This window comes from Stenotrophomonas sp. 59 (assembly GCF_030291095.1).
GTDB classification, from domain to species: Bacteria; Pseudomonadota; Gammaproteobacteria; order Xanthomonadales; family Xanthomonadaceae; genus Stenotrophomonas; species Stenotrophomonas maltophilia_Q.
Genome location: NZ_CP127408.1, coordinates 1,958,113 through 1,976,728, shown reverse-complemented (window position 1 = coordinate 1,976,728; position 18,616 = coordinate 1,958,113). Strand labels below are relative to the sequence as shown.

Sequence of the window (18,616 nt, the reverse complement as noted above, 5' to 3'; positions counted from 1 at the left end):
AGAAAAAGCCCGCTGTGGCCGGGCTTTGGGCATAAAAAAACCCGCTCAAGGCGGGGCTTCGGGTGTTCAGGTTGTTAGCCGCTGGCTAGGAGGCTGCCCACACAATCAGGGCAGCCCCAGAAAGGGCCACGGCTAGCATTGCCGTGAAGGCCAGGACGAGGCCCACACGATCAGCGCCTTTCGCCGTCATGTTTCCTTTAACTCCAACATGGGTTTTGGGTGTACGATTGCTCATAGTCCTCCGTGGTGCAGACACGTGTGGATCAATGAAGGGTCACCAGTTCGCACCTGGTGGCCCTTCGCCGTATCTAAGGGTCGGTAAGCTCAATCACGCTCACCGCTACGTAAATGCTAGCTATAGACAGCGCCTCTTAGTGATGGGCAATCCTGTGGATATCTAAGATCAGCGCCATTGACATTTGGGTGGTAGGATTCGGGCCAGATATCCACAGGCCCGGGCCATGAGTAAGGAAAAGTTCGACCTCTCCAACGTCGGCGGACAGCCGAAGGATTGGATGCAGAAGGAACATGAAAAGAGCATCGCGCCAGGCCTGGGCGCGAAGGGCAGCCTGCTCCTATTGGGTGCCGGTGCGCTTGTTCTGCTGACGATTGCCGCTTTGGTCTGGGGTGGATTCCGGCTGTTGGCTGGCTAGCGCCGCCGCGTATTCCATCGCCGCCTCATCGCCACTCTTCTCCGCCGCTCGTGCAAGCTGCTGAATTGACGCATTGATAGAGCCGAGCGGAAGCTTCGTTGAGTTTGCAAGCCAGTTGACTACCAGTGGACTTGTCATTGCGCGTGCGGCCACATTCGCAGCAACGCCACCGCCAATAGTGGCAATCACCGGCCAGTAATGACCGGTTACTGGAGCCTGAGCGATCGATAGCGGAAGACCGATTGCATAGCTCATTGCGGCGCCACGGTTCGCAGTACCCGACGGGTTGGCGAATACCTGAGAACCGCTCTTGATGTTGTCAGCCACGCTCGCGATACGGTCCATGCTTCGGCTGAAACTTGGCCCATGCCTGTCAAACAATGCGCGCTTGGCCTCCGGACTGACGCGGTTCCAGTTGGTCAGGAATGTGGCGGCGCTGAACGCTTCGCCAGTTGCGTCCTGAGCGCCAGGGTTGGCGAGGCCCATGCGCTTGATAACGGCACTTGTCACAGCCTTCTGGCCGTCCTGCGGTAGCGACTGCATCACAGCGCGCAGAGTGGTGCCGCCATCCCGGGTGCCCGACATCGCGGCGTTGTAGATAGCCTCGCCACCCCCGTTCTTGTCGATGACGCGCTGGACTTGCTCCAGCCGATCAGCCGCGGCCCGGGTGTAGTTGTTGGCACGCTTGGCTGCTGCAACCGCCTGCGGCCCCTGGGACTGCGCCGCAGCCTCCATATCCCTCGACAGGGAGGCATAGAGCTGCTTGAGCTCGCGGGTCGGCGTTTCGGGCGACAGTGAGAAATCGCTGATCTGCTCGCCAATGTCGGTGCGGATACGCTTGAGCGCCGAATACGGGATCTGGCCGCCTCCGGCCTGCAGGTCGGCAGAAAGATTCTGCTGCAGGGCTGCGATGCGAGGATTGATCAGGGAGCCCGTCGTCTCCACAGCGCCCGGCATCGGCGTGGTCAGCTTCTGCACGGTCTGCATGGTGTTGCTCAGGCCAACTGGCGTGGACTCCGGGATGAACCTGTCGGCCTGCCAGTAGAGCGCCCGCTTCTGGGCATTGACGTTCTTGGCAAATGTCTCGGTTCCGCGCTCAATAGCGCGCCCTGCCCGCTCTGCGCTGGCGCGCGGCGTCAGGTCTTCTGCCAGCCTGCCCAGGCCTTGGCCGATGTCTTCGCCCTGGCGCGTAGCAAATCGGTTCATCACGCCAGCACTGGTGGGGCCGCCTGCCAGCAGGTTTTCGACACCCTGCACCATCCGGTTGCCCGATGCCTGCCCCACAGACGGAGTAGCGCCAAGTCGCTCAAAGTCGGCCAGAGTGTTGCGCATCTGCTCGCCGGAGCTGCCGCGAACGGCGCCACGGAGTGCTGCGCCAGTTCCAGTTGCCAGCGCACCCGGGCCGAGGCTGCCAGCCAAACCGGCCAGGAGCTGGTTGCCCTGCGATGCGCCAGACTCACGGGCCACCGAGGATGCGCCAGCACCGCCAGCAGCCGATACTGCCTGCATGGCTGGCTGCGCCGTGAGGAAGTTTGCCAGTTGGTTGGATGCCGGAGCGGCAGCACCGCGCCCAGCGTTGGCTAGGGCATTGATGCCGCCGCCGATTCCAAGAGTCAGGCCGGTTCCGGTCAGCGCCTCGCCCACATCGCCCAGCACGCGGTCGCCAGATGTCTGCGCCTGAGGCAAACCGAGACGGTCGGCCAATGCGGCGGCTTCCTCACGATATGGACGCGCCTCCTGCATGCCGAGAGTACGGGCGATGGGGTTGGCAACGTAGTTGTTGAAGGCATCTCCGCCAACAGCGCCTAGCAAGCCGCCAGCGCCCTGCAGCACCGAGCGGGCGCCATAGGCCAGGTCACGGGCAGGGCCATACTCCCATCCATCAGGTGCGCGCGTTCCGCCCACGATCTCGAGGTTCAGGGGAGCCTGATCGAAGCCTTGGCCGTCATCCGCCACGATCGGGTCGTCGTCCCACGGGTTGCCCTGCGCCTGCATCTGAGGCGCAGCCGGGGCCTCAACGATTGGATCGTTGTCCCAGGGGTTTGCCATCAGCGCTTCCTCCGCTGGGTGCCATCAGGCGCAATGAACAGGGCTCCGCTCGGGAGTGCGTTGTACTCAGCGGCAGACTGGATCTGGCGCGGCGCCCCCTGCGGCGGTATAGGTGCCTGACCACCGCCAGCAGCCTGGGCCTTGGTCTGAGCGCGAGTGATTGCGGCTTGGGCAACGTCGCGAAGATCCTGCAGCGACTGCCGGAACGCCGCTTCGCTCTGATCTCGGTTCAGTCGAGCTATTGCCTGCTCGGCCTTGGTGCCTTCCACTTCGGTGATTGCGCCGCCGCCCTTGAGACTCTGGAAGGCCTGCAAGAACGTACCACCCTTGATCTGATCTAGCAGGACGCGGAAGTCAGTTGCGTCTGTCCCGGGGATGTAGTTCCTGGGATCGGTACGGCCAGATGCGCCAACAGCAGTCGCTAGGCCGGGGTGGCTGAGAGCCTTGTCGATCAGGTTGATGGCATTCGTGGATTCCTGCATCACGCGGGGCAAGCCCTGAATTGCCTCCAGCCTTGCCTCAGCCTCACCCTTCGCTTGAGCCGAGCCGCCAGCCTGCTGGATTGCTGCCTGAGTACGCATTGCCAGCTCCTGCGGGAGGAACTGCTGTTGCGCGCCAAGCTTTGCTGCCTCCACCGCTGCGGCCTCATCCTCAGGGCGACGGCCAGCAAACGGATTCTGCCCACCGCCGCCAGCACCACGAGGCAGCTGCAGGTGAATGTGATCGCCCTCATCAATGGCCTGATAGCCAAGCTGCCGGGCGCGGGAGATGAAGGCGGGCTTCTGATTGGCCGGGACGGCATAGTCAGCAGCGGTCCCGCTGAGATGCTGGCTGTTGGGCTGGCCGCCAACCTGGGCATTGCGCTCAGCCGAGCGAACACCACTGGTCATCGAAACAGAGGGGAACTCGGTCGCCAGCTGACTGAAGGCGGCGAAGTGGCTGCCACCACCGGCTGCCACCGGCGCTGGTTGCGAGAAGGAGCCATACCCCACTCCATCACCGACCACCTGGGCGCCGATTTGGCGCGGATCCACCGCGACCAGACGTTCAATTCCGTCTGGACCCTTGACCTTCTGGTAGCCAATGGCAGCCGAGGACTCACGTCCATCCAAGCCGAGGTTGATCCGCCGCGCGCGCTCAACATCCTCCGGCTTGAGGCCTTGGGTCATCATCTGGAAGGAGCGCACATCAGTAGGCGTCTGACCGTTGAAATTCGGCGTGTTGTTCGCCACCGAGAGCACCTGCTCAACGATGGGCATAACGGTCACGGGGTCGAACTGATCGGGGATCTCGGCCCCAAAGTTTCGCTTGAGGTACGGCAGCGCTGAGCGGTACACGCCTGCCTGCATCTGCGGATTGTCGGCGTACTGCTTGAGGGTCTTTGCCAACCCCACAAGCTGCTGGTTCTGCCGGTTTCCCTCGGTCTGATAGGCCTGCGCAGCCTGCGGATTGAGAGCAAAGGCGCGGCTCGTTGCGTTGAGATCACCACTCATGACCTGCGGTGCCAGGGACTGCAGTTCCGCCAGCTGATTGCGCTGGGTGATCGCCTTCTGACGCTCGAGCCCGTTTGCCTGACCCTGCGCGAAAGCCTCGTAGAAATTTGCCATTAGCCCCTCCGAGTGGACCAGTAGTCACCGATTGCACCGCCGACACCGGCCAGCGCGTTGTTCCATGCCTGCCCCTGATTGAGGAAGGACGACGCGCGGGCGTTGCCTGCGTTGGCAAGCTGGTTGCCGATCTGGCCTGCGGTGTTCTGCCCCAGGTTGTTCAGCTCGCTGTTTGCGTTGCTGCCCAGCCCAGAGAGGCGGAAAAGGTTGTTCTGGAAGTTGCCGAAAGCCTTTGAACCAAGGTTCGACGCGAAGGTCATCCGGTCGGCGTCGGCACCGCCGGAGTACAGGCCACCGCGCGCAGAAGCACCACGGTCGAGGGCATTGATGCCTTCATCCCGCGCAACCAGGTAGTCGGGCGTCTGGTAGAACATGCTGAAATCAGGTGTTCCGGTGCCCTGATTGAGCGTTCCGCCGCCTGCCAGCGCGTTGCCAGTTCCGCCGCCAGTGGAGAACTGGAGGCTCCCACCGCCGCCAGTGCTGCCGCTGCTGAAAAACCCCATGGGGTCGTAGCTGGTGCCGCCGAACTGACCGGCAAGGTTGGCCGGGTCGGTGATCTTGTCGAACAGGCTTCGCTTCTTCTTCTTGGCCGGTTCGGGCTGGGTGATCTGGATTCCGCCCGAGATCGGTGCCGAATAGGTCGGAAGGCCGTACATCTGCGCCAGAAGGTTCAGTGCGCCAGTGCCGGTCACCTGATACGGCAGCGTATCGGCTCGGCTCTGGTTGTACATCGCCACCTGGGCGTTGATAGCGTCACGGGAGGCGTTCGTCGCCGCGTCACCAGCCCGGCCAGCCGCATCGGCCTGCATCTTTCCGCCAGCGAGGCTACCCACAGCTCCTACAATTGCGCCTGCAGCAGGCATATCAGCTCTCCAATACCGAGTAGTCGTCGTTCGTCACGGCCCAGCGATACGCCAGCCGCAGCCCTTTGTTCTTGTTGCCCAGCTCGCAGCAGCGCCTGAGCGCCCACACAGGGCCCTCTGTGCCGCGTACCCAGAGATCGATGTCCCAGCTGTAGTGCTTCACGTCGTGGGCCACACCGCCGCGCTGGAATGCCTTCTCGGCGATGTAATCCAGGCGGAACCCGACGCGTTCGGTCAGACGCATGGCCGGGACGTTGTCCACGGGCACTTTGGTCACGATCTTGGTGACCTCAGTCCCGCAGAACAGGTATTCCGCCGCCTGCGCACAGAAGCCAGCCACACCCTTGGTGCCAGGCAGGAACATCGTGTGAACCTCTACCACTCCGTCGCCAAGGCGGTGGAAGAAGAACCCGCCACCGTCGAACTCAATGCCGATGCCCTGATCGAAGATGGCAGACAGCGGCAACGGGCCATCCACGCCATCCGGGGCAATCCACGGACGCACGGCGGGGTGATCCATGACTTCCTGCAGGAAGCATGGATCGGTCGAGATTTTCATTAGCCGTCTGTCGGTTCGGTGGTCAATACGGCGCCGAGGAGGTCATGCTTTCGCGGCGATGAGACACGGATGCGGAACACCCACTGGCGGCCATGGCCGAGACGCTGCAGGCGGATGCGCTCCTCATAGCGGCCAATGGCCCCCAGGTCACGCCGCTTCCAGTTGCTCCAGTTCCTGCCGCCGTCCTTGCTGTAGCAGACCTCTACAAAGTGATCTGTGTCGGCCATGGCTATGCCTTGAATTGGATGGAGATGCCAGCGGACGCCCCATATTTGGAGGGCGACGACAGAACGCCTGCGTCCTTGTCCCATTCACAAAGACCGACACCGTCGTTCCCGGTGGATGTCAGCGCGACAACATTGCCGTCGGAGGAGATGGCAATGGAACGCACCACGGAGACGAAGTTTGGAGGGTTAGGTACAAGTGCGCCGATCCCGGTTGATGCACTCCATCGGTACACGCGTGCATTTCCGCCCCCGCTTTCAGAGCCCGCAGTGAAGAGTCCAGCCTTATCCGAAAGCGCTACTGCGACAGAGCCAACATTCTCTGGCATTGATCCAGCAGGAGCGCCAAAGCCGTCAGACCACTGGAAAAGTCGAGCACTCGGCGTTGAGTAGCTCGCAATGGCGACGTGCGTTCCTGACTCGTTGAATGCGATGCCAGTTGACCAGCCATTGAGACTTGGAGAAGTTAGCCTTGCTCCAAACCCGGTGGTGTTGTCCCATCGGTAGACGATGGCATAGGGCGGCAGCGCTGTGGTTACCACAACATACTGGCCGCTAGGGTGCATCTTCACACCATACACAGTATCGGGCGGAGGACTGGCAGGGGCTGCGAACTTACTGGCGAAGCCGGTCGTTTGGTTGATTCGATAGGCCGAGATGTATGGCGCAGTGGAATGTCCGACGAACACAACATCCCCAAACGACGAAATCGTCTGAGCGGCACCAGTTGGCGGGGATGCTGGAGCTGCCATGGCCGTCATTGTTGCGCCGCTTCGCTTCCAGGCGGCGACATATGGCGACGCAAGATTGGCCGAAAGGTAAACGTCCCCGACAACAGCGGCCCCCATCACAGTTGAGCCCCCGGATACGTTGGCGAACGCCTCTCGCGTAACGATCTTGGTGAGCGCGTCATAATGCAATGCTGCAACCGATACGCCGGAGAATGCAGCCGCCATATCGAGGAACGGCAACCGGTCCGCGATCTGGATCGTGTCGTAGACCTCACCCCAGATGCCCAGAGAGTCGGTGGCGCGAACGTAGAAACGAGCCGTACCTGCAGCTGCCGCGCTGAACGTGGCGACGCCCGTGGTCGGGTTGATGGTGACGCCCGGAACCGCGCCGCCCGTGTCCGAATGGATCGAGAACGTGCGCGCGCCAGTGCCACCTGTCGCGACATAGGTGTAGGTGTATGGGAAGTTGACGAAGCCGTCCGGCGCCGAGCCAGTGACCGTCGGTGCGGTAGGCTGAGGCGGGAATACGATTGGCGTGGTGCCTGGGCCTTGGCCGGTGTCGAAGATCAGCTCGGCATTCGGGATGACCAGCGAACTCTGGTTGTCTGCGATGACGCCCGAGATGCGCTCGCTGACAATGGGCTGATCACCCTCAAGGAAATAGTCCCAATCCAGCTGCCAGATGCGGCCGCTCTGGTAGTCGCCGCCGTACCAATCACGACCCCACTTGATCGTATGGTTCAGGCGCCAGCGGTCCAGACCGAAGGACTGGCGGCGGTGCCACAGGCCGGTGATCACGTCGTAGCCGTAGGACTGGCCGTCCGGGAAGGTCAGGTAGTAGACCTTGTGGCCGCGATCCTCCCACACATGGGCAATGGCCTCAGACCAGTTGGACTCGGCAAAGGACTTCTCCAGCGCACGTGTGGAGACAGGCTGGGGCGAGTAACCATTCAAGCGGTAGACAACGCCGTCATCACCCAGCCAGAACAGAGTGTTGTCCAGCTTCTGGATGGTGTGGCGCGATGCGCAGCCACGGGTGATCGACTGACGGCGGTTCTGGAAGGTTCCAGTCTGAGCGCCGGAGTTGAAGAAGAACTCGATAGTGCGCTGACCAAACACCACCACTTCGAACTGGCTGACCGCAAGGCCGATGATCCGGTCAGGCGATGCCTCAGCCTCGTACCGATCCAGCGTGTTGTAGTCGGTCGCATCGGCTAGATTGGAGTGGAACCAGAAGCGGCCCTGCGGCTCCACGCCTAGCAGGAACGAGTCGAGGTAGTCCGACGAAATCGACCCCGGATAGCCCTCGTCCGTGATCTTGATGAACGTCCCGTCTACCGTGTTGTAGACGTAGCCGCCCCCGCCCTGCCCGTTCTCAACCAGCACCTGGTAGCCGGTGCTGAACTGGTTGTGCGTCATCTGGACGCGGCCGACGCCGGGGATCGTACCCAGCGGCACGCCGATGCCGTCCGAGCCGATGCGGTACAGGATCCGCCCCGACACGATCAGGCGCAGGCCCTCGCAGTCGTGCATGCCGCGAATCGGGCCACCGCCGATACGCTGATACGGCTTCAACCCAGGCACCGTGGAGAACTTCGACACCGTTCGGGTGCCGCCAACCTCGGCCATCACCGGCAACCAGTTCACCGTGTCCTGGCATGACCACGGCAGGCTGTCGTCCTTGTAGACGCCGCCGATCAGGTCAACGGGATTGGCGCGCATTAGCGGTAGTACCCCTCATACCAAGCGCCCCATGGCTGACCCTGTCCGACAGGGAGATCCGGGTAGGAAATTCGGGAGTAGTCGGCGGATGCGACCTGCGCGCGGAGGTTGCCCAGCAGGTCCTGAGCCATCTGGAACACATCCGGATCCATTGCCACGCCGTACTTGGCACGCAGGCGCGTTGCCAGCAGGTAGGTGATCGCCTCTTCCGCTTCCGGAAGGACCGGCATCACGTCATCCGGCTTCGATACCGCCGACCAGCCAAGGCTCAGGCCCTCAGCCTCCAGCGTGGTCATCATCAGGTTCAGAGCGCGGATAGCGTCCTCTGCATCCTTGGCTTCCGGCGCCTCATCAGCGTCAACGACGCGGAGAAGCAGCAGCGAATCGCGGATGACCTCGCTGACCTTGCTCATTGGGCGGCCTTCGGCGGACGGCCACGACGCTTGGGCTGATCGTCTGCAACCGGCTCGGTAGCGACCTTCTTGCCTTCGCCATGGGGATAGAACCCCTCTTTGGCTGCAGCACCCTGCTCTGCCTCATCGGCCACGATCCGCCACTCAGCAGCGAGATCGCCGCCGAGATAGATCATCTTCGGGAATTCCATGTGCCCTCCAAAAAGAAGGGGGCGACCAAGACGGTCGCCCCCGTTGGGCGTTACTGGGTGACGCGGCAGGAGTGATCCGGACGGACGGCTGCGGGCAGCGCGAACAGCACGTCGATTCGGGTGTTTTCCTGGTCGGTGAGGCCGTTGCCGAAGCTCATCACTCGGCACGACACGTTGCCGATCTTGGAGGTGTAGCCCTCGCAGGACGCCAGGACCGGCAGCGGGACGAACGCAGAGGCGAACGCATCGCGGTGGAACACCAGGTTCTGGACTCGGCCAGCCGAGGCGGCGCCGAAGATCGTGATGGCAGCCGAAGCAGCCGGAGAAGCGGTCACGGTGCCGATCTGGCTGGCACTGGTCGGGATGATGGCCGGGAAGATCTGCACGTTGCCCGCGCCGCCCGCGTAGTTGGCGGTCACGCGGAAATAGCGCGGCACGCCCATGTCAGCGCCGGTGATCGGGTGGACCGCGTTGACGCCCGCGATGCTGATGATGGAGCCCGCAGTGATCGCGCCCGTGCCAGCGGTGACAGCCAGAGTGGTGCCGGTCTGGCCTGCAGCGTTGACGGTGTAGCCAGTACCAGCGCCGTTGGTCTGGACCGGCAGCGACAGCTGCTTGTGGAACTCCAGGCCCGCGAACTTTCCAACAGCGTTCTCACTGAACTCGCCACGCAGTTCGTCGGCGGTGTGGAACAGCGGCGCATTGGCCTCGGCCAGAGCATCGTTGGCGTCCACCGAGAAGTGCGCGTAACGCTCGTCTTCCGGGGCCAGGAAGCGATCCAGCATCGAGGACGCATTGCGCCACGGGGTACGGGTGGCCGGGACAGTGCCCCAGGTGCCGACGACGTTGGAGGTCTGCGCCACCATCGAAGCCAGCAGCACCTGGTTGATCTTGCTGTTCAGCGACGACATGGCCGGACGCAGGAAGCGCTCACGGAACCGGCTCAGCTCCAGCTTCTTCTCCTTCGCGGTGAAGGTCAGCGGGACGTGCAGCTGCTGGTCAACGGTCAGGTTGACCGAGGTTTCGTTGACGGCCGGAGCGGCGCCACCGCCAGCGAAGTTGGAACCGCTGTAGGTGACCGGGGTCGGCGGGATCATGACGCGGACCGAGTCGCCCTTCTTGTAGCCGTTCACTTCCTCGCTGAACTCGACTTCGCGGTCCAGGTTGATGTTGCGGACAACGCTGTTCTCTTCCCACAGGATCTTGGCCGCCTCGCGGGCGATCATCTGATGGGTCAGCGCCTGATTGATGTTTGCCATTGCGTATTCCTCGATTGGTTATCGCTTGCGGCGCTGCTCGCGGTCGCGGCGATACCACTCGTCATCAGTCAACTTCTCGGACGGGATTTCCGTCGGAGCGCGACCGCTGACGCGCGGTGCCGGTGCGGGCGCCTGCGAAATGGGCTTGTTGGTTGGGGTTGGCGCGAATGCCGGGGGAGCCTGTTCGGCTTCCTGCTGCGGCGGCGCTGCGTCCAGGCGCGATGCGTAGCGGGCGATTGCCAGCTCCATCAGTTCCGGCCGGGTTGAGGCCAGCTGGAACAGCTCGTCTTCGTTCAAAGCGAGCTTGTAGGCGATCTCAGGGCCACGCTCGTGGACCATCACCGCCTTCTGCAGCTCCATCGGAAGCAGCTGCATCGGGATACCCGAAACGACCTCTTCGAAGTCCGGGTTCTGCGACGCGAAGGCCTGCGCACGGTTCATGTACGTCTGGACCTTCTCCTGCTCCGAGCGGGCTGCAGACTCGGATTTCTGCTGCTCTTCCCACGTCTGGCGGGCCTTATCGACCTCATAGCGGACCGTCTGACGGGTCAGCTCTTCCGGGTCGAATCCAGCGCTCTCAAAGGTGGGCGGCTTGGCTTCCTGCTTGGGGAAGCGGGATTCGATGGCGTCGAGGCGCTTGCGCAGCTCGGCGTTCTCGCGGCGTGCCGAATCGGCATCACCCTTCAGCCGGTCGATGTACTGGCTGGTGCGGTTCTTGCGCTTGGCAGCTTCTTCCTCAGCCTTCTTGGCCTCGGCCTCCTTCGCCTTGTCAGCCTCTTGCGTGGCTGACTGCTCCAGCTGGGCCGCTTCCGCATCGTTCTTCGGCTGAGTTGCGGCCACTGCTTCGCCGCCACCCTGTTCCAGGGCGTTGTTCTCGTCGCTCATGTCTTCCTCTCGGGATTCGGCCTGACCGGGCCGATGCGGTCAGACGGGGAAGCCGCCTGTTTCTTCGGGCACAAAAAAACCGCCCGGAGGCGGTTGATTCATCTGCATGGGTTGCGGCTGCGGTGGAGGCCCGAGAAGCGCCATACCGGCTGCGTTCTCCAGGGCCTGACCGATGGCCTGTTCGCCGTAGAGCTGGGCCTGCGCCTGCGACCTCGCGGCGTCTGCATCGTCCTTCTTCGCTTCGGCCAGCATCTTCGGGTCCGGCTGCTGCGGCTCTGGCGCTTCCTCGCCGTCCTTCGGCTTGAGCACGCCGCCACTGACCAGGATCTGGCGGAAGGCGCTGTCAACGTCGTCCATCCCAGGCAGGTCCATGTTCTTGATCGCCGAATAGGCCATCAGAGAGGCAATCGGCGGCGGCAGACCCGGGCCCATCTGGCCCAATAGTGTCGTGAAGGCATCAACAGCCTCCATACGCTGCGTGGCGAAGCTCGGGCCGACCGTGATCGTTACGTCGTACTTGCCCTTGCTCAGGTCATTGAGGGTGATCGACTGCCCCGTGCGAGGGTCAACCACGCTCTGATACAGCTGCTTCCACTTCTCGCCACCGTCCGGCCCTAGGACGCGAACCACTCGCGGCGTGTCGTACACGCGCGGGATCATGTCCACGAGGATCTTGTAGGTGTAACGAATGGCGTAAGCCAGGTTGTCGATGTAGTTGAAGGTGGCCGTGGCGCCCTGCTGGCTGCGGGCGAGGATTGCCCGTCCGCTCGTCTCCGACGACTGTGCACCCAGGCTCGGGTTGTACATGCCCGTGCTGGCCTTGATGTCCTCATTGTCCAGCTGGGCAAGCTGGATCAAGGCTGCAGGAACTTCCGCCTGCTGCGCACGCTGTGGCATGCCGTCAGCACTGTCATGCACCGGAAGGTAGGGGTAATCAGCGGAGTTTGCCTGCCGCCACTTGTCCTCAAGTCCCTTAATCCACCCCAGCTTGACTAGGAACGGAGCCTTGGGAGCCTTTGCCACCGCCTCAATGGCAGCTGTGCGGTGGATGTTGTGAAGACGCTGCTGGTCCTTGTTCTGTCGGACCATCCCATACCAGAAATCCTCGCCATCGATGTTGGTGATGTTGCCCCAGCACGGGATGATCGGGATGTACTTGGACGGGAACTCGTAGGGCTCCGTAAGCCACTCGTTGCCGTTGGTCATCCGCATCTTCACGACGTGCGATTCGACCTCACGGCGCTTGGTGACGGCAATCCCCTCAGCGGCCAGCAGCGCCTCCAGCGTCAATGCGTCGGTCTGCTGGCCCTGATCCTTGGCGCGCCTCTCCAGCTCCTCGACCGAGACAACGGCGCCGTTGGAGAGCGCCCACATCTCGACCTTGATCGGATCCTTGTACCAATACTCTGCGATCAGAACCTGGTTCTTCTCGCGCCAGGTCACGCAGTCATGGTTGTCTTCCCAATCCGAGATGCTGGCGTTTGGCCAGCGGCGTTCGAAGTCGTCCTTGGAGATCAGTTCCTCCACGAACGCGAACCCAGCGTCTGACCGATCGATCTCAATGGCAGCAGGGTCGAACTTCACCGCGAACGGGTTGCGGATCGGCTCGATGAAGATGTCCTGTTCGAAGTCCTCATCGTTCAGGTAGTCGGTGCAGATACGCCACGCGCCGAACCCACCCTTGACCGCGAAGTCATAGCCGATGTCGTAGGCCTGATCTGCGTTGCTGACTGACTCAATGTTCCGGCACAGGCCCTGCATGATCTCGGCCAGCCCAGTATCGCCCTCTTCCGTACCGCGCACCTTGCCCTGAGGACGGTTCTGGCGCATCTCGTTCACGACCTGACGCACGTGCGAGGCCAGCTTGGGGAACTCGTAGGTAGGACGATCGCCACGCCGAGCCTTGAGCTTCTCGTCCCACTGCGCGCCCGGGACCGTCACAAAACGAACGTCGTCGCGGGCCTTGTCGTACAGCTCCACGCAGGCTTCGGACGCAAGATCCCTGCGCTTGAGCATTTCAGCCAGCGCATCGTCCCGCTTCTTCTCGGCCATCAGTAATCCGTCGTGTAGTTGTCCAGGGCCGACATGTCCGGCTCGCTGTGGTCAGTGCTGAGGTAGTCAACGGCCATCAAGCCGAAGGCATCTGCGCCATGGCTGGCCCAGTCGTGATTGGGGCCGAAGCCGATGTTTCGTGCCTCGTCGCGCTTCTCGTGATACCAGCCCAACGCATCGCGCCCAGGCTCAGTGCCGTCCGCGTGGAACCAGATGCTCGGGAACAGTCGGCGGACAGCCTCAATGCGGGTCATCGCCGCGCCTTGGCCCATGTTCGGGATCACCTTGACCTCAAACCCAGCCTTGCGCAGCTCGCTCTCGTAGCTGACCGCAAACACCTTGTCGTGCGCCGCACCGTCATGGGGCAGAACGCACATAGCGCGCTCGTAGCCGTTGCGCCTCAGCCAGTCCACATGGGTCGCCAGCGGCTGCCCAATGGCCTCGTAGTACCGCAGGACGCGCACCTCACGCCCGATGAACTGGACGACCCAGATTGCGCATGCGTCGGCCTTGGCGCCGGTCCCGCCAATGTCCCAATAGGCCCGCAGCGTCATCAGTGGGTCGATGGCTACACGGCCAATGCGACCCTCTTCCTGAGCCACGGCGATGGACTTGGCGAAGTAGGCGCCAGAGATGGCGACAACGAACCCGCCATTCCAGATGTTGTCGTACTGGTCAGGCCGCTCCTGCAGGTCGCGCTGCCGGTCACGCTCAAGCTTGGCCGGGAATCGCGGGTTGTCCTGCCAGTTCAGCTCCACGACCTTGACCAGCGGGTCACCCGAGTTACGGAACCGTTCAACCGGCGCCGTTTTACGGGCCGGGTTCCAGGTGATCCACAGCTCGGCATTCCACTGTTCGCCCTCTTCACGCAGCGTGGGGATCAGCGTGTTCCAGGCATGCTCGGTTACTGGCTCAGCCTCATCTACCCAGCACAGCAGAATCCTGCCCTTCGACTTCACCGAGCCGATGTTGCGGTCCAAACCAGCGAAGGAGAACCAGACGTTCCCGTCGATGCTCTTCACGTACTTCTCGCCGACCTGCCAATAGGCAGCCAGCGCTGGCTCGTCCTCAATGGCCCGCTTGACCTCCTCCAGCGAGGAGTCGTCCAGAGAGTTCATGAACTGGCGAGCGCAAAGTATCTGGCCCTTAATACCGGCCTGCCCAAAGCGCATGCCTTGCACCGCTGCCATCTTGGCGAAGGAGCGCGTCTTGCCTGAGCCACGACCACCGTGGGCACCGCGAACGTCAGCGCGCCCAAGGAACACCGGCCGCAACTTGCGCGGCAGCCGGATGGTCAGCTCAGTCATTCCAGATCAGCAAGCTTGAAGGTGGTAACCGTCTTCACAGGGCCACCGTCCTCGCCAACATGCTCGGTGCGGTTGAGCTTCGGTGCAGCGTACTCAGCCAGCTTGCACAGCAGATCCAGAGCCTTGGCAGGGTCCGGCTTCCCGTTATCGGTGCCATCGCCCTCGGCAACCTGGCTCAACCAGCGCCCGACATTGGCGCTGTTGTCCTCCAGCAGCTTGCGAACAGTCTCGCGGAACTCCGCTGTTTGCTTGTTGGGGGTGCCCTTCTTCCGGCCTCCGGCCTTGGTTCGACCTTTTGGCGCGCCCATATCTAGTTCAATCCACTTTAGTTAGGCCGTAGCAACCAACTGCGTCGGCCCGTTGATCCAGTTGTCCGGCTGCATGTAGCGGGCTGGCAGGACCTGGATGACGTGATGGGCGACGAATCGCTCACCGTTGTCCAGGTCAACCGCCAGTCGGATGCAGGAGATGCCGTCTACCTGGGCGGTGACCATGACCTGACAGGAACGTCCATTGGCGTCGATTGACGGGCTTGCCATCACTGCCGGGTAGTTGTCCCAGGTGTTCCACGTTGCCTTGGTGATCTTCACGTCAGCAGGCAGCGCGCCATTGAAGTCTGTGACCAGCGCACGGCGTTCCGGCGCATAGATGCGAGCCTGGAACACGCGGTCTCGGTTGTAGCCACTGACCACGTTGCGGGTAGCGCGGCCCATGTCACTCACGGTCAGCCCTCACCAAGGCTTGGAGCCCACGGACCTGGGCGTCGCAGGCGGCAGCGGCACGAACAATTCGGCCCGCACTATCTGCTCGGTCGTCGGCGGCACCATCAGGCTGGCCGGAGGCGGCGGCAAGGTCGGACACTCGGGCCTCACAGCCTGCCCAGCGCTGCTGCAGGCGGAGGTTGCCAGCACGCAGGCCATCAGCGACAGCCGCGCCTTTCGATTCAGCATCTGCCTTCTCCTGCTCGTATTGGGTTGCAACTGCCTCGGCCCGCTTGACCCGCTGCCGCTCGACCGCGATCACGGCGATGGCGTTGTCGCGTTCCTGCTCGGCGACTGCCTTGGCCGTCTGGGCGTAGTCCCGAGCGCGCTCTGCCTGAGCCACTGTCCCGCGCTGCCACACGGCGATGCCTGCCAGGAGCAGTACAGCTCCCAGCAGGACACGGGACAGGATGCTCACGTCAGAAGGATTCCGGCTTCGCCACGGCGCGGGTCAGGGCCATCAGCCCAGTCTGGAAGTCGGTTTTCGCGATAGCGGACCAGCGATAGCAGTCGCCCTTGTCGCCTTCGATGACGGTGTTGGTGTCGTTGACCTTCTCCACCAGGGCCTGCAGCTCAGCGCCCTTGGCTTTGATCTCGTTCATCAGGTCGATCTCGGCCTGACTCAGCTCACGGTAGCCCGTGATCTTGCGATGTTGGTTTTCCATATGACCTCAGTTTGGCTTCCGCTGGCTGATGAACTTGGCGATCAGGCCGATGCCGGCCACGCCACGGATGGACCACTTCACGGCCTCGGGCATCGCCTCGTCAGCAAGCATGCCCAGCGAGTTGGCAGCCTGGTACAGGTCCGGGGAGGCGACAAGGACGGCCAGCGCCCAGGTGCTGTAGTGCTTGAGGGTGTCCCGGATCGGCATCAGACCTCTCGGAAGCAGGCCGGAGCGGGCAGCGTTCTTTCCACCGCCAATGATGATGGTCTCTTCTTCACTCGGCATCGCTCTTGTCCTTGTCGTTCTGGGGCTTGAGGATGCCCGTGTTGATGTAGGCGCGGATGGCGTTCTCGCCGTCGCGTCGTTCTCGGAGTTGGGCGCGGATCTCGGCGCGGTCGCTGATCAGCCACATGCCGCCCATCAGGGCAACGGCGAGCATGACCATGCAGCAGGTTCCAGAGATCCAGACCATCCACGAGCTGCCGCCAACTAGGTTGACGTTGATGTTGGAGTCACCCCCAACCCGTGCGCCCATGAGGCCCCGCAACAGGCCAACGCCCTCTGCCATATCTGCATCAGGCTTCACCCTGCGCTCCTGTTGGTTGCCGATGCCGAGCTAGCGCCCTCAATCCGAGCCATCGTCAGGCCCAAGGCCTGCAGCTGGGCTCCGGTCGATTCGATGCTGCTCGCCATCTTGTCCAGGGTTTTGTCCAGACGCTCCAGCGTGGACTGCAGGTCGTGGTCCTTTACGTATTCCTCGACCATCGTCAAGTGAACCTTGGCGATGTCCTTCTGCAGGCTGCCGATCAGGCTCGTTATTTCGGTGATCTTGGCCCGCTGCCCACTGATGACCCAGCCCGCAATGGACAGGGCGACGGTCAGCAGGAGTCCCAAGGCCGTCCCACAGGTCGCCAAGATCTGGAAAGCATTCACTCCCGGAATACCTTCTGTTCGTCCAGGCGCCGGTTGGTCAGGCCCTTCATGACCCGACCGCCAGCCCTGTTCCATCGGGTGAACTCAGCAGCCGCGCCAGCCACGTCCCCGGCGTTGAACCTCCGCAGCAGGGTGGAGTTGGCGAATGCCTTGGCGCCGATGTTGTAGGCCAAGCTGGTCATTGCCCCGATCTGGGCGTCAGTGGCTGGCTTCTTCACCGCCGACTGCACGCCCTTGAGGAATCGGCTCACGTCCTGCGCTAGGCGCTCGTCAGCCTGCGCCTGCGTCCACTTAACCCCCTTGGAGATACCCGGGCCGGTGGCTCCGTAGCCAATCGTCCAGGGATCTCCGCCAGTGCCGGGGTCCGGGTATGCCTCCAGCTCGCACCCTTCCCACCGCTTTATCAGTGAGATGGCATAGGCAAGGGCAGACACGGGTTCCTCCGGGCAAAAAGAAAGCCCCCACATCTCTGCAGGGGCTACTTTGGTCGCGCGTAGGATGACACCTAAAACGAGGTCAGGTCACGACCTCATGCTGCCTCGCGCTTCACAGCGTCGGCCATTTGGTGCGCCGCCTCGGCCTCAGCGTCACGCACCCGCTCAAACAGCCACTGGTAGCAGCCCTTCCAGTCGCGCCGGAAGTTGGACGGATCCTTGCCCAGCTTCTTGGCCCGCCAGCCGTCGCTGTTCTTGGTGTGGCCGGTGCCGTCGCAGTCAGTGCAGGCCTTGACCAGCTCCCCAGCCAGAACGGTGCCACGCCCCTGGCAAGTCCCGCAGTTCCTCGGGCATGCGATCTCCTCCACGATGACCCGCAGCAGCCCCGGCAGCATCTCCGGCAAGCTCTCGGGCCATTGCTCCTCCTTGGCCTTGTCCAGCGCCACCTGGGCACGGTAGACCTCGGCTCGCTGCTCTGCTGTCTCGGCCCGTTGCCACTGCCGCAGGGCCACGGCGAGACCATAGGTCACCTTGGCGTCGATGGCGCGGTTGATCCGCTTTCGCCACTCGGTGATCGCGAGGTGATTGAATAGGGCATCCAGCCTGCGTCGGCTCAATGCCGCCCCATCCGGCCAGTGGCAGGCGATGAACACCTCGCGTCCCAGCCCAGCCGGGACGAAGGCCAGCGCAGCGGCGATGTCCTGATTGGTCAGCTCTGGAATCCCACCCCGGCCAGTGTCCAGCCTGACGGTCTGCTGGTTGAGCCGTGCGGGCAGTTCGCGAACGTCAGTCATTGGATACTCTCCTGTTTGGATCGGTACTTGAACATTCCGCGCTTGCCTGCTCTTTCGATCTGGCGATGGCTCGCCATCTCACTCAGGCAGGCTGCAACTCTCTGCGTCGAGGCGGGGACTACTTCGGCCACATCGGCTGGGAAGTGCCACCCCGGGTTCTCTGCCAGCCACTGCCGGATCTGCTGGGCGCGGCTCATGCTGCCTCCAGCGTGATTTCCAGGCGGGGATTGGCCTTGTCCAGCCCTGCCCGCCTGATGGAAAGCTCCACGATCTGGCTGTCGTCTTCGTAGATGCCTGCGTGGCACAGGGCATCAAGGGGGGCCTTGAGCAAGTTGTCTACGTCCCGGCGCCGGTTGTCGGGCAGCCATGCTTCGATGCTTACCCGGACCTTCGAAGCTCCGAACCTATAACCAATGACAGCCGCGGCTACTGCCTCCTGGCGGTAGGTACGACCTTCTGCCGAGATGAGCATTCGGCCTCGGAACGTCCGCCAGTACCGGTTCACCGATGGGGG

23 protein-coding genes are annotated in these 18,616 nt (G+C 62.9%); all 23 read right to left on the bottom strand.

Annotated features, from left to right (window positions below; all coding sequences use genetic code 11):
• Positions 1–575: 575 nt before the first annotated feature.
• Complete coding sequence (locus QP552_RS09295) at positions 576–2,702, bottom strand: hypothetical protein (protein ID WP_286075701.1); 2,127 nt, start codon at positions 2,700–2,702, stop codon at positions 576–578.
• Entirely contained in the window at positions 2,702–4,309 is a 1,608-nt protein-coding gene (locus QP552_RS09290; protein WP_286075700.1) for a D-Ala-D-Ala carboxypeptidase family metallohydrolase, read from the bottom strand. The genes QP552_RS09295 and QP552_RS09290 overlap by 1 nt, the downstream gene beginning before the upstream one ends.
• A complete protein-coding gene (locus QP552_RS09285; RefSeq protein WP_111189110.1) occupies positions 4,309–5,118 on the bottom strand; it encodes a hypothetical protein in 810 nt (269 codons plus the stop codon). Before QP552_RS09285 ends, QP552_RS09290 begins: the two co-directional genes overlap by 1 nt.
• Before the next feature lie 55 nt (positions 5,119–5,173).
• Positions 5,174–5,731 (bottom strand): GNAT family protein, encoded by a 558-nt coding sequence (locus tag QP552_RS09280; RefSeq protein WP_286075699.1) that lies wholly within the window; start codon positions 5,729–5,731, stop codon positions 5,174–5,176.
• Entirely contained in the window at positions 5,731–5,958 is a 228-nt protein-coding gene (locus tag QP552_RS09275) for a hypothetical protein (RefSeq protein WP_286075698.1), read from the bottom strand. Before QP552_RS09275 ends, QP552_RS09280 begins: the two co-directional genes overlap by 1 nt.
• Before the next feature lie 2 nt (positions 5,959–5,960).
• Positions 5,961–8,408 carry a packaged DNA stabilization protein gene (locus tag QP552_RS09270; protein ID WP_286075697.1) on the bottom strand — a complete coding sequence of 816 codons (2,448 nt, stop codon included), beginning with the start codon at positions 8,406–8,408 and terminating at the stop codon, positions 5,961–5,963.
• Positions 8,408–8,821: a packaged DNA stabilization gp4 family protein gene (locus QP552_RS09265; protein WP_286075696.1), complete on the bottom strand. Its 414-nt coding sequence runs from the start codon at positions 8,819–8,821 to the stop codon at positions 8,408–8,410. The genes QP552_RS09270 and QP552_RS09265 overlap by 1 nt, the downstream gene beginning before the upstream one ends.
• Positions 8,818–9,012: a hypothetical protein gene (locus QP552_RS09260; protein WP_286075695.1), complete on the bottom strand. Its 195-nt coding sequence runs from the start codon at positions 9,010–9,012 to the stop codon at positions 8,818–8,820. Before QP552_RS09260 ends, QP552_RS09265 begins: the two co-directional genes overlap by 4 nt.
• Before the next feature lie 50 nt (positions 9,013–9,062).
• Entirely contained in the window at positions 9,063–10,271 is a 1,209-nt protein-coding gene (locus QP552_RS09255) for a P22 phage major capsid protein family protein (protein WP_286075694.1), read from the bottom strand.
• 18 nt (positions 10,272–10,289) lie between these two features.
• Positions 10,290–11,156: a hypothetical protein gene (locus QP552_RS09250; RefSeq protein WP_286075693.1), complete on the bottom strand. Its 867-nt coding sequence runs from the start codon at positions 11,154–11,156 to the stop codon at positions 10,290–10,292.
• A 39-nt stretch (positions 11,157–11,195) separates the two neighbouring features.
• Positions 11,196–13,208, bottom strand: a complete 2,013-nt coding sequence (locus tag QP552_RS09245; RefSeq protein WP_286075692.1) for a portal protein — start codon at positions 13,206–13,208, stop codon at positions 11,196–11,198.
• Positions 13,208–14,515 carry a phage terminase large subunit gene (locus QP552_RS09240; protein WP_286075691.1) on the bottom strand — a complete coding sequence of 436 codons (1,308 nt, stop codon included), beginning with the start codon at positions 14,513–14,515 and terminating at the stop codon, positions 13,208–13,210. Before QP552_RS09240 ends, QP552_RS09245 begins: the two co-directional genes overlap by 1 nt.
• Positions 14,512–14,823 (bottom strand): hypothetical protein, encoded by a 312-nt coding sequence (locus tag QP552_RS09235; protein ID WP_286075690.1) that lies wholly within the window; start codon positions 14,821–14,823, stop codon positions 14,512–14,514. Before QP552_RS09235 ends, QP552_RS09240 begins: the two co-directional genes overlap by 4 nt.
• A 21-nt stretch (positions 14,824–14,844) precedes the next feature.
• Positions 14,845–15,228, bottom strand: a complete 384-nt coding sequence (locus QP552_RS09230) for a hypothetical protein (protein WP_286075689.1) — start codon at positions 15,226–15,228, stop codon at positions 14,845–14,847.
• 1 nt (position 15,229) lies between these two features.
• A complete protein-coding gene (locus tag QP552_RS09225) occupies positions 15,230–15,694 on the bottom strand; it encodes an endopeptidase (RefSeq protein WP_286075687.1) in 465 nt (154 codons plus the stop codon).
• A gap of 1 nt (position 15,695) precedes the next feature.
• The gene (locus QP552_RS09220) at positions 15,696–15,941 is read right to left on the bottom strand and encodes a hypothetical protein (protein ID WP_286075686.1); all 246 of its coding nucleotides are present in this window, start codon (positions 15,939–15,941) and stop codon (positions 15,696–15,698) included.
• Between the two features lie 6 nt (positions 15,942–15,947).
• A complete protein-coding gene (locus QP552_RS09215) occupies positions 15,948–16,148 on the bottom strand; it encodes a hypothetical protein (protein WP_286075684.1) in 201 nt (66 codons plus the stop codon).
• Positions 16,149–16,215: 67 nt separating this feature from the next.
• Complete coding sequence (locus QP552_RS09210; protein WP_279947757.1) at positions 16,216–16,527, bottom strand: hypothetical protein; 312 nt, start codon at positions 16,525–16,527, stop codon at positions 16,216–16,218.
• Positions 16,524–16,874 carry a hypothetical protein gene (locus tag QP552_RS09205; RefSeq protein ID WP_286075683.1) on the bottom strand — a complete coding sequence of 117 codons (351 nt, stop codon included), beginning with the start codon at positions 16,872–16,874 and terminating at the stop codon, positions 16,524–16,526. Before QP552_RS09205 ends, QP552_RS09210 begins: the two co-directional genes overlap by 4 nt.
• A complete protein-coding gene (locus QP552_RS09200; RefSeq protein ID WP_286075682.1) occupies positions 16,871–17,308 on the bottom strand; it encodes a lysozyme in 438 nt (145 codons plus the stop codon). Before QP552_RS09200 ends, QP552_RS09205 begins: the two co-directional genes overlap by 4 nt.
• Positions 17,309–17,403: 95 nt before the next feature.
• Positions 17,404–18,102, bottom strand: a complete 699-nt coding sequence (locus QP552_RS09195; RefSeq protein ID WP_286075681.1) for a hypothetical protein — start codon at positions 18,100–18,102, stop codon at positions 17,404–17,406.
• Positions 18,099–18,299, bottom strand: coding sequence for a hypothetical protein (locus QP552_RS09190; RefSeq protein ID WP_286075679.1), 201 nt, complete (start codon positions 18,297–18,299; stop codon positions 18,099–18,101). Before QP552_RS09190 ends, QP552_RS09195 begins: the two co-directional genes overlap by 4 nt.
• Positions 18,296–18,574, bottom strand: coding sequence for a RusA family crossover junction endodeoxyribonuclease (locus QP552_RS09185; RefSeq protein WP_286075677.1), 279 nt, complete (start codon positions 18,572–18,574; stop codon positions 18,296–18,298). The genes QP552_RS09190 and QP552_RS09185 overlap by 4 nt, the downstream gene beginning before the upstream one ends.
• Positions 18,575–18,616 lie beyond the last annotated feature (42 nt).

What these genes read in the sequence shown, in the direction of transcription:
- QP552_RS09285 (WP_111189110.1), bottom strand. Translation starts at nt 5,118, where the DNA reads ATGCAGGCCGATGCGGCTGGCCGGGCTGGTGACGCGGCGACGAACGCC.
- QP552_RS09290 (WP_286075700.1), bottom strand. Translation starts at nt 4,309, where the DNA reads ATGGCAAATTTCTACGAGGCTTTCGCGCAGGGTCAGGCAAACGGGCTC.
- QP552_RS09195 (WP_286075681.1), bottom strand. Translation starts at nt 18,102, where the DNA reads ATGACTGACGTTCGCGAACTGCCCGCACGGCTCAACCAGCAGACCGTC.
- QP552_RS09270 (WP_286075697.1), bottom strand. Translation starts at nt 8,408, where the DNA reads ATGCGCGCCAATCCCGTTGACCTGATCGGCGGCGTCTACAAGGACGAC.
- QP552_RS09295 (WP_286075701.1), bottom strand. Translation starts at nt 2,702, where the DNA reads ATGGCAAACCCCTGGGACAACGATCCAATCGTTGAGGCCCCGGCTGCG.
- QP552_RS09220 (WP_286075686.1), bottom strand. Translation starts at nt 15,941, where the DNA reads ATGGAAAACCAACATCGCAAGATCACGGGCTACCGTGAGCTGAGTCAG.
- QP552_RS09190 (WP_286075679.1), bottom strand. Translation starts at nt 18,299, where the DNA reads ATGAGCCGCGCCCAGCAGATCCGGCAGTGGCTGGCAGAGAACCCGGGG.
- QP552_RS09245 (WP_286075692.1), bottom strand. Translation starts at nt 13,208, where the DNA reads ATGGCCGAGAAGAAGCGGGACGATGCGCTGGCTGAAATGCTCAAGCGC.
- QP552_RS09280 (WP_286075699.1), bottom strand. Translation starts at nt 5,731, where the DNA reads ATGAAAATCTCGACCGATCCATGCTTCCTGCAGGAAGTCATGGATCAC.
- QP552_RS09260 (WP_286075695.1), bottom strand. Translation starts at nt 9,012, where the DNA reads ATGGAATTCCCGAAGATGATCTATCTCGGCGGCGATCTCGCTGCTGAG.
- QP552_RS09265 (WP_286075696.1), bottom strand. Translation starts at nt 8,821, where the DNA reads ATGAGCAAGGTCAGCGAGGTCATCCGCGATTCGCTGCTGCTTCTCCGC.
- QP552_RS09215 (WP_286075684.1), bottom strand. Translation starts at nt 16,148, where the DNA reads ATGCCGATCCGGGACACCCTCAAGCACTACAGCACCTGGGCGCTGGCC.
- QP552_RS09230 (WP_286075689.1), bottom strand. Translation starts at nt 15,228, where the DNA reads ATGGGCCGCGCTACCCGCAACGTGGTCAGTGGCTACAACCGAGACCGC.
- QP552_RS09255 (WP_286075694.1), bottom strand. Translation starts at nt 10,271, where the DNA reads ATGGCAAACATCAATCAGGCGCTGACCCATCAGATGATCGCCCGCGAG.
- QP552_RS09250 (WP_286075693.1), bottom strand. Translation starts at nt 11,156, where the DNA reads ATGAGCGACGAGAACAACGCCCTGGAACAGGGTGGCGGCGAAGCAGTG.
- QP552_RS09240 (WP_286075691.1), bottom strand. Translation starts at nt 14,515, where the DNA reads ATGACTGAGCTGACCATCCGGCTGCCGCGCAAGTTGCGGCCGGTGTTC.
- QP552_RS09185 (WP_286075677.1), bottom strand. Translation starts at nt 18,574, where the DNA reads ATGCTCATCTCGGCAGAAGGTCGTACCTACCGCCAGGAGGCAGTAGCC.
- QP552_RS09275 (WP_286075698.1), bottom strand. Translation starts at nt 5,958, where the DNA reads ATGGCCGACACAGATCACTTTGTAGAGGTCTGCTACAGCAAGGACGGC.
- QP552_RS09235 (WP_286075690.1), bottom strand. Translation starts at nt 14,823, where the DNA reads ATGGGCGCGCCAAAAGGTCGAACCAAGGCCGGAGGCCGGAAGAAGGGC.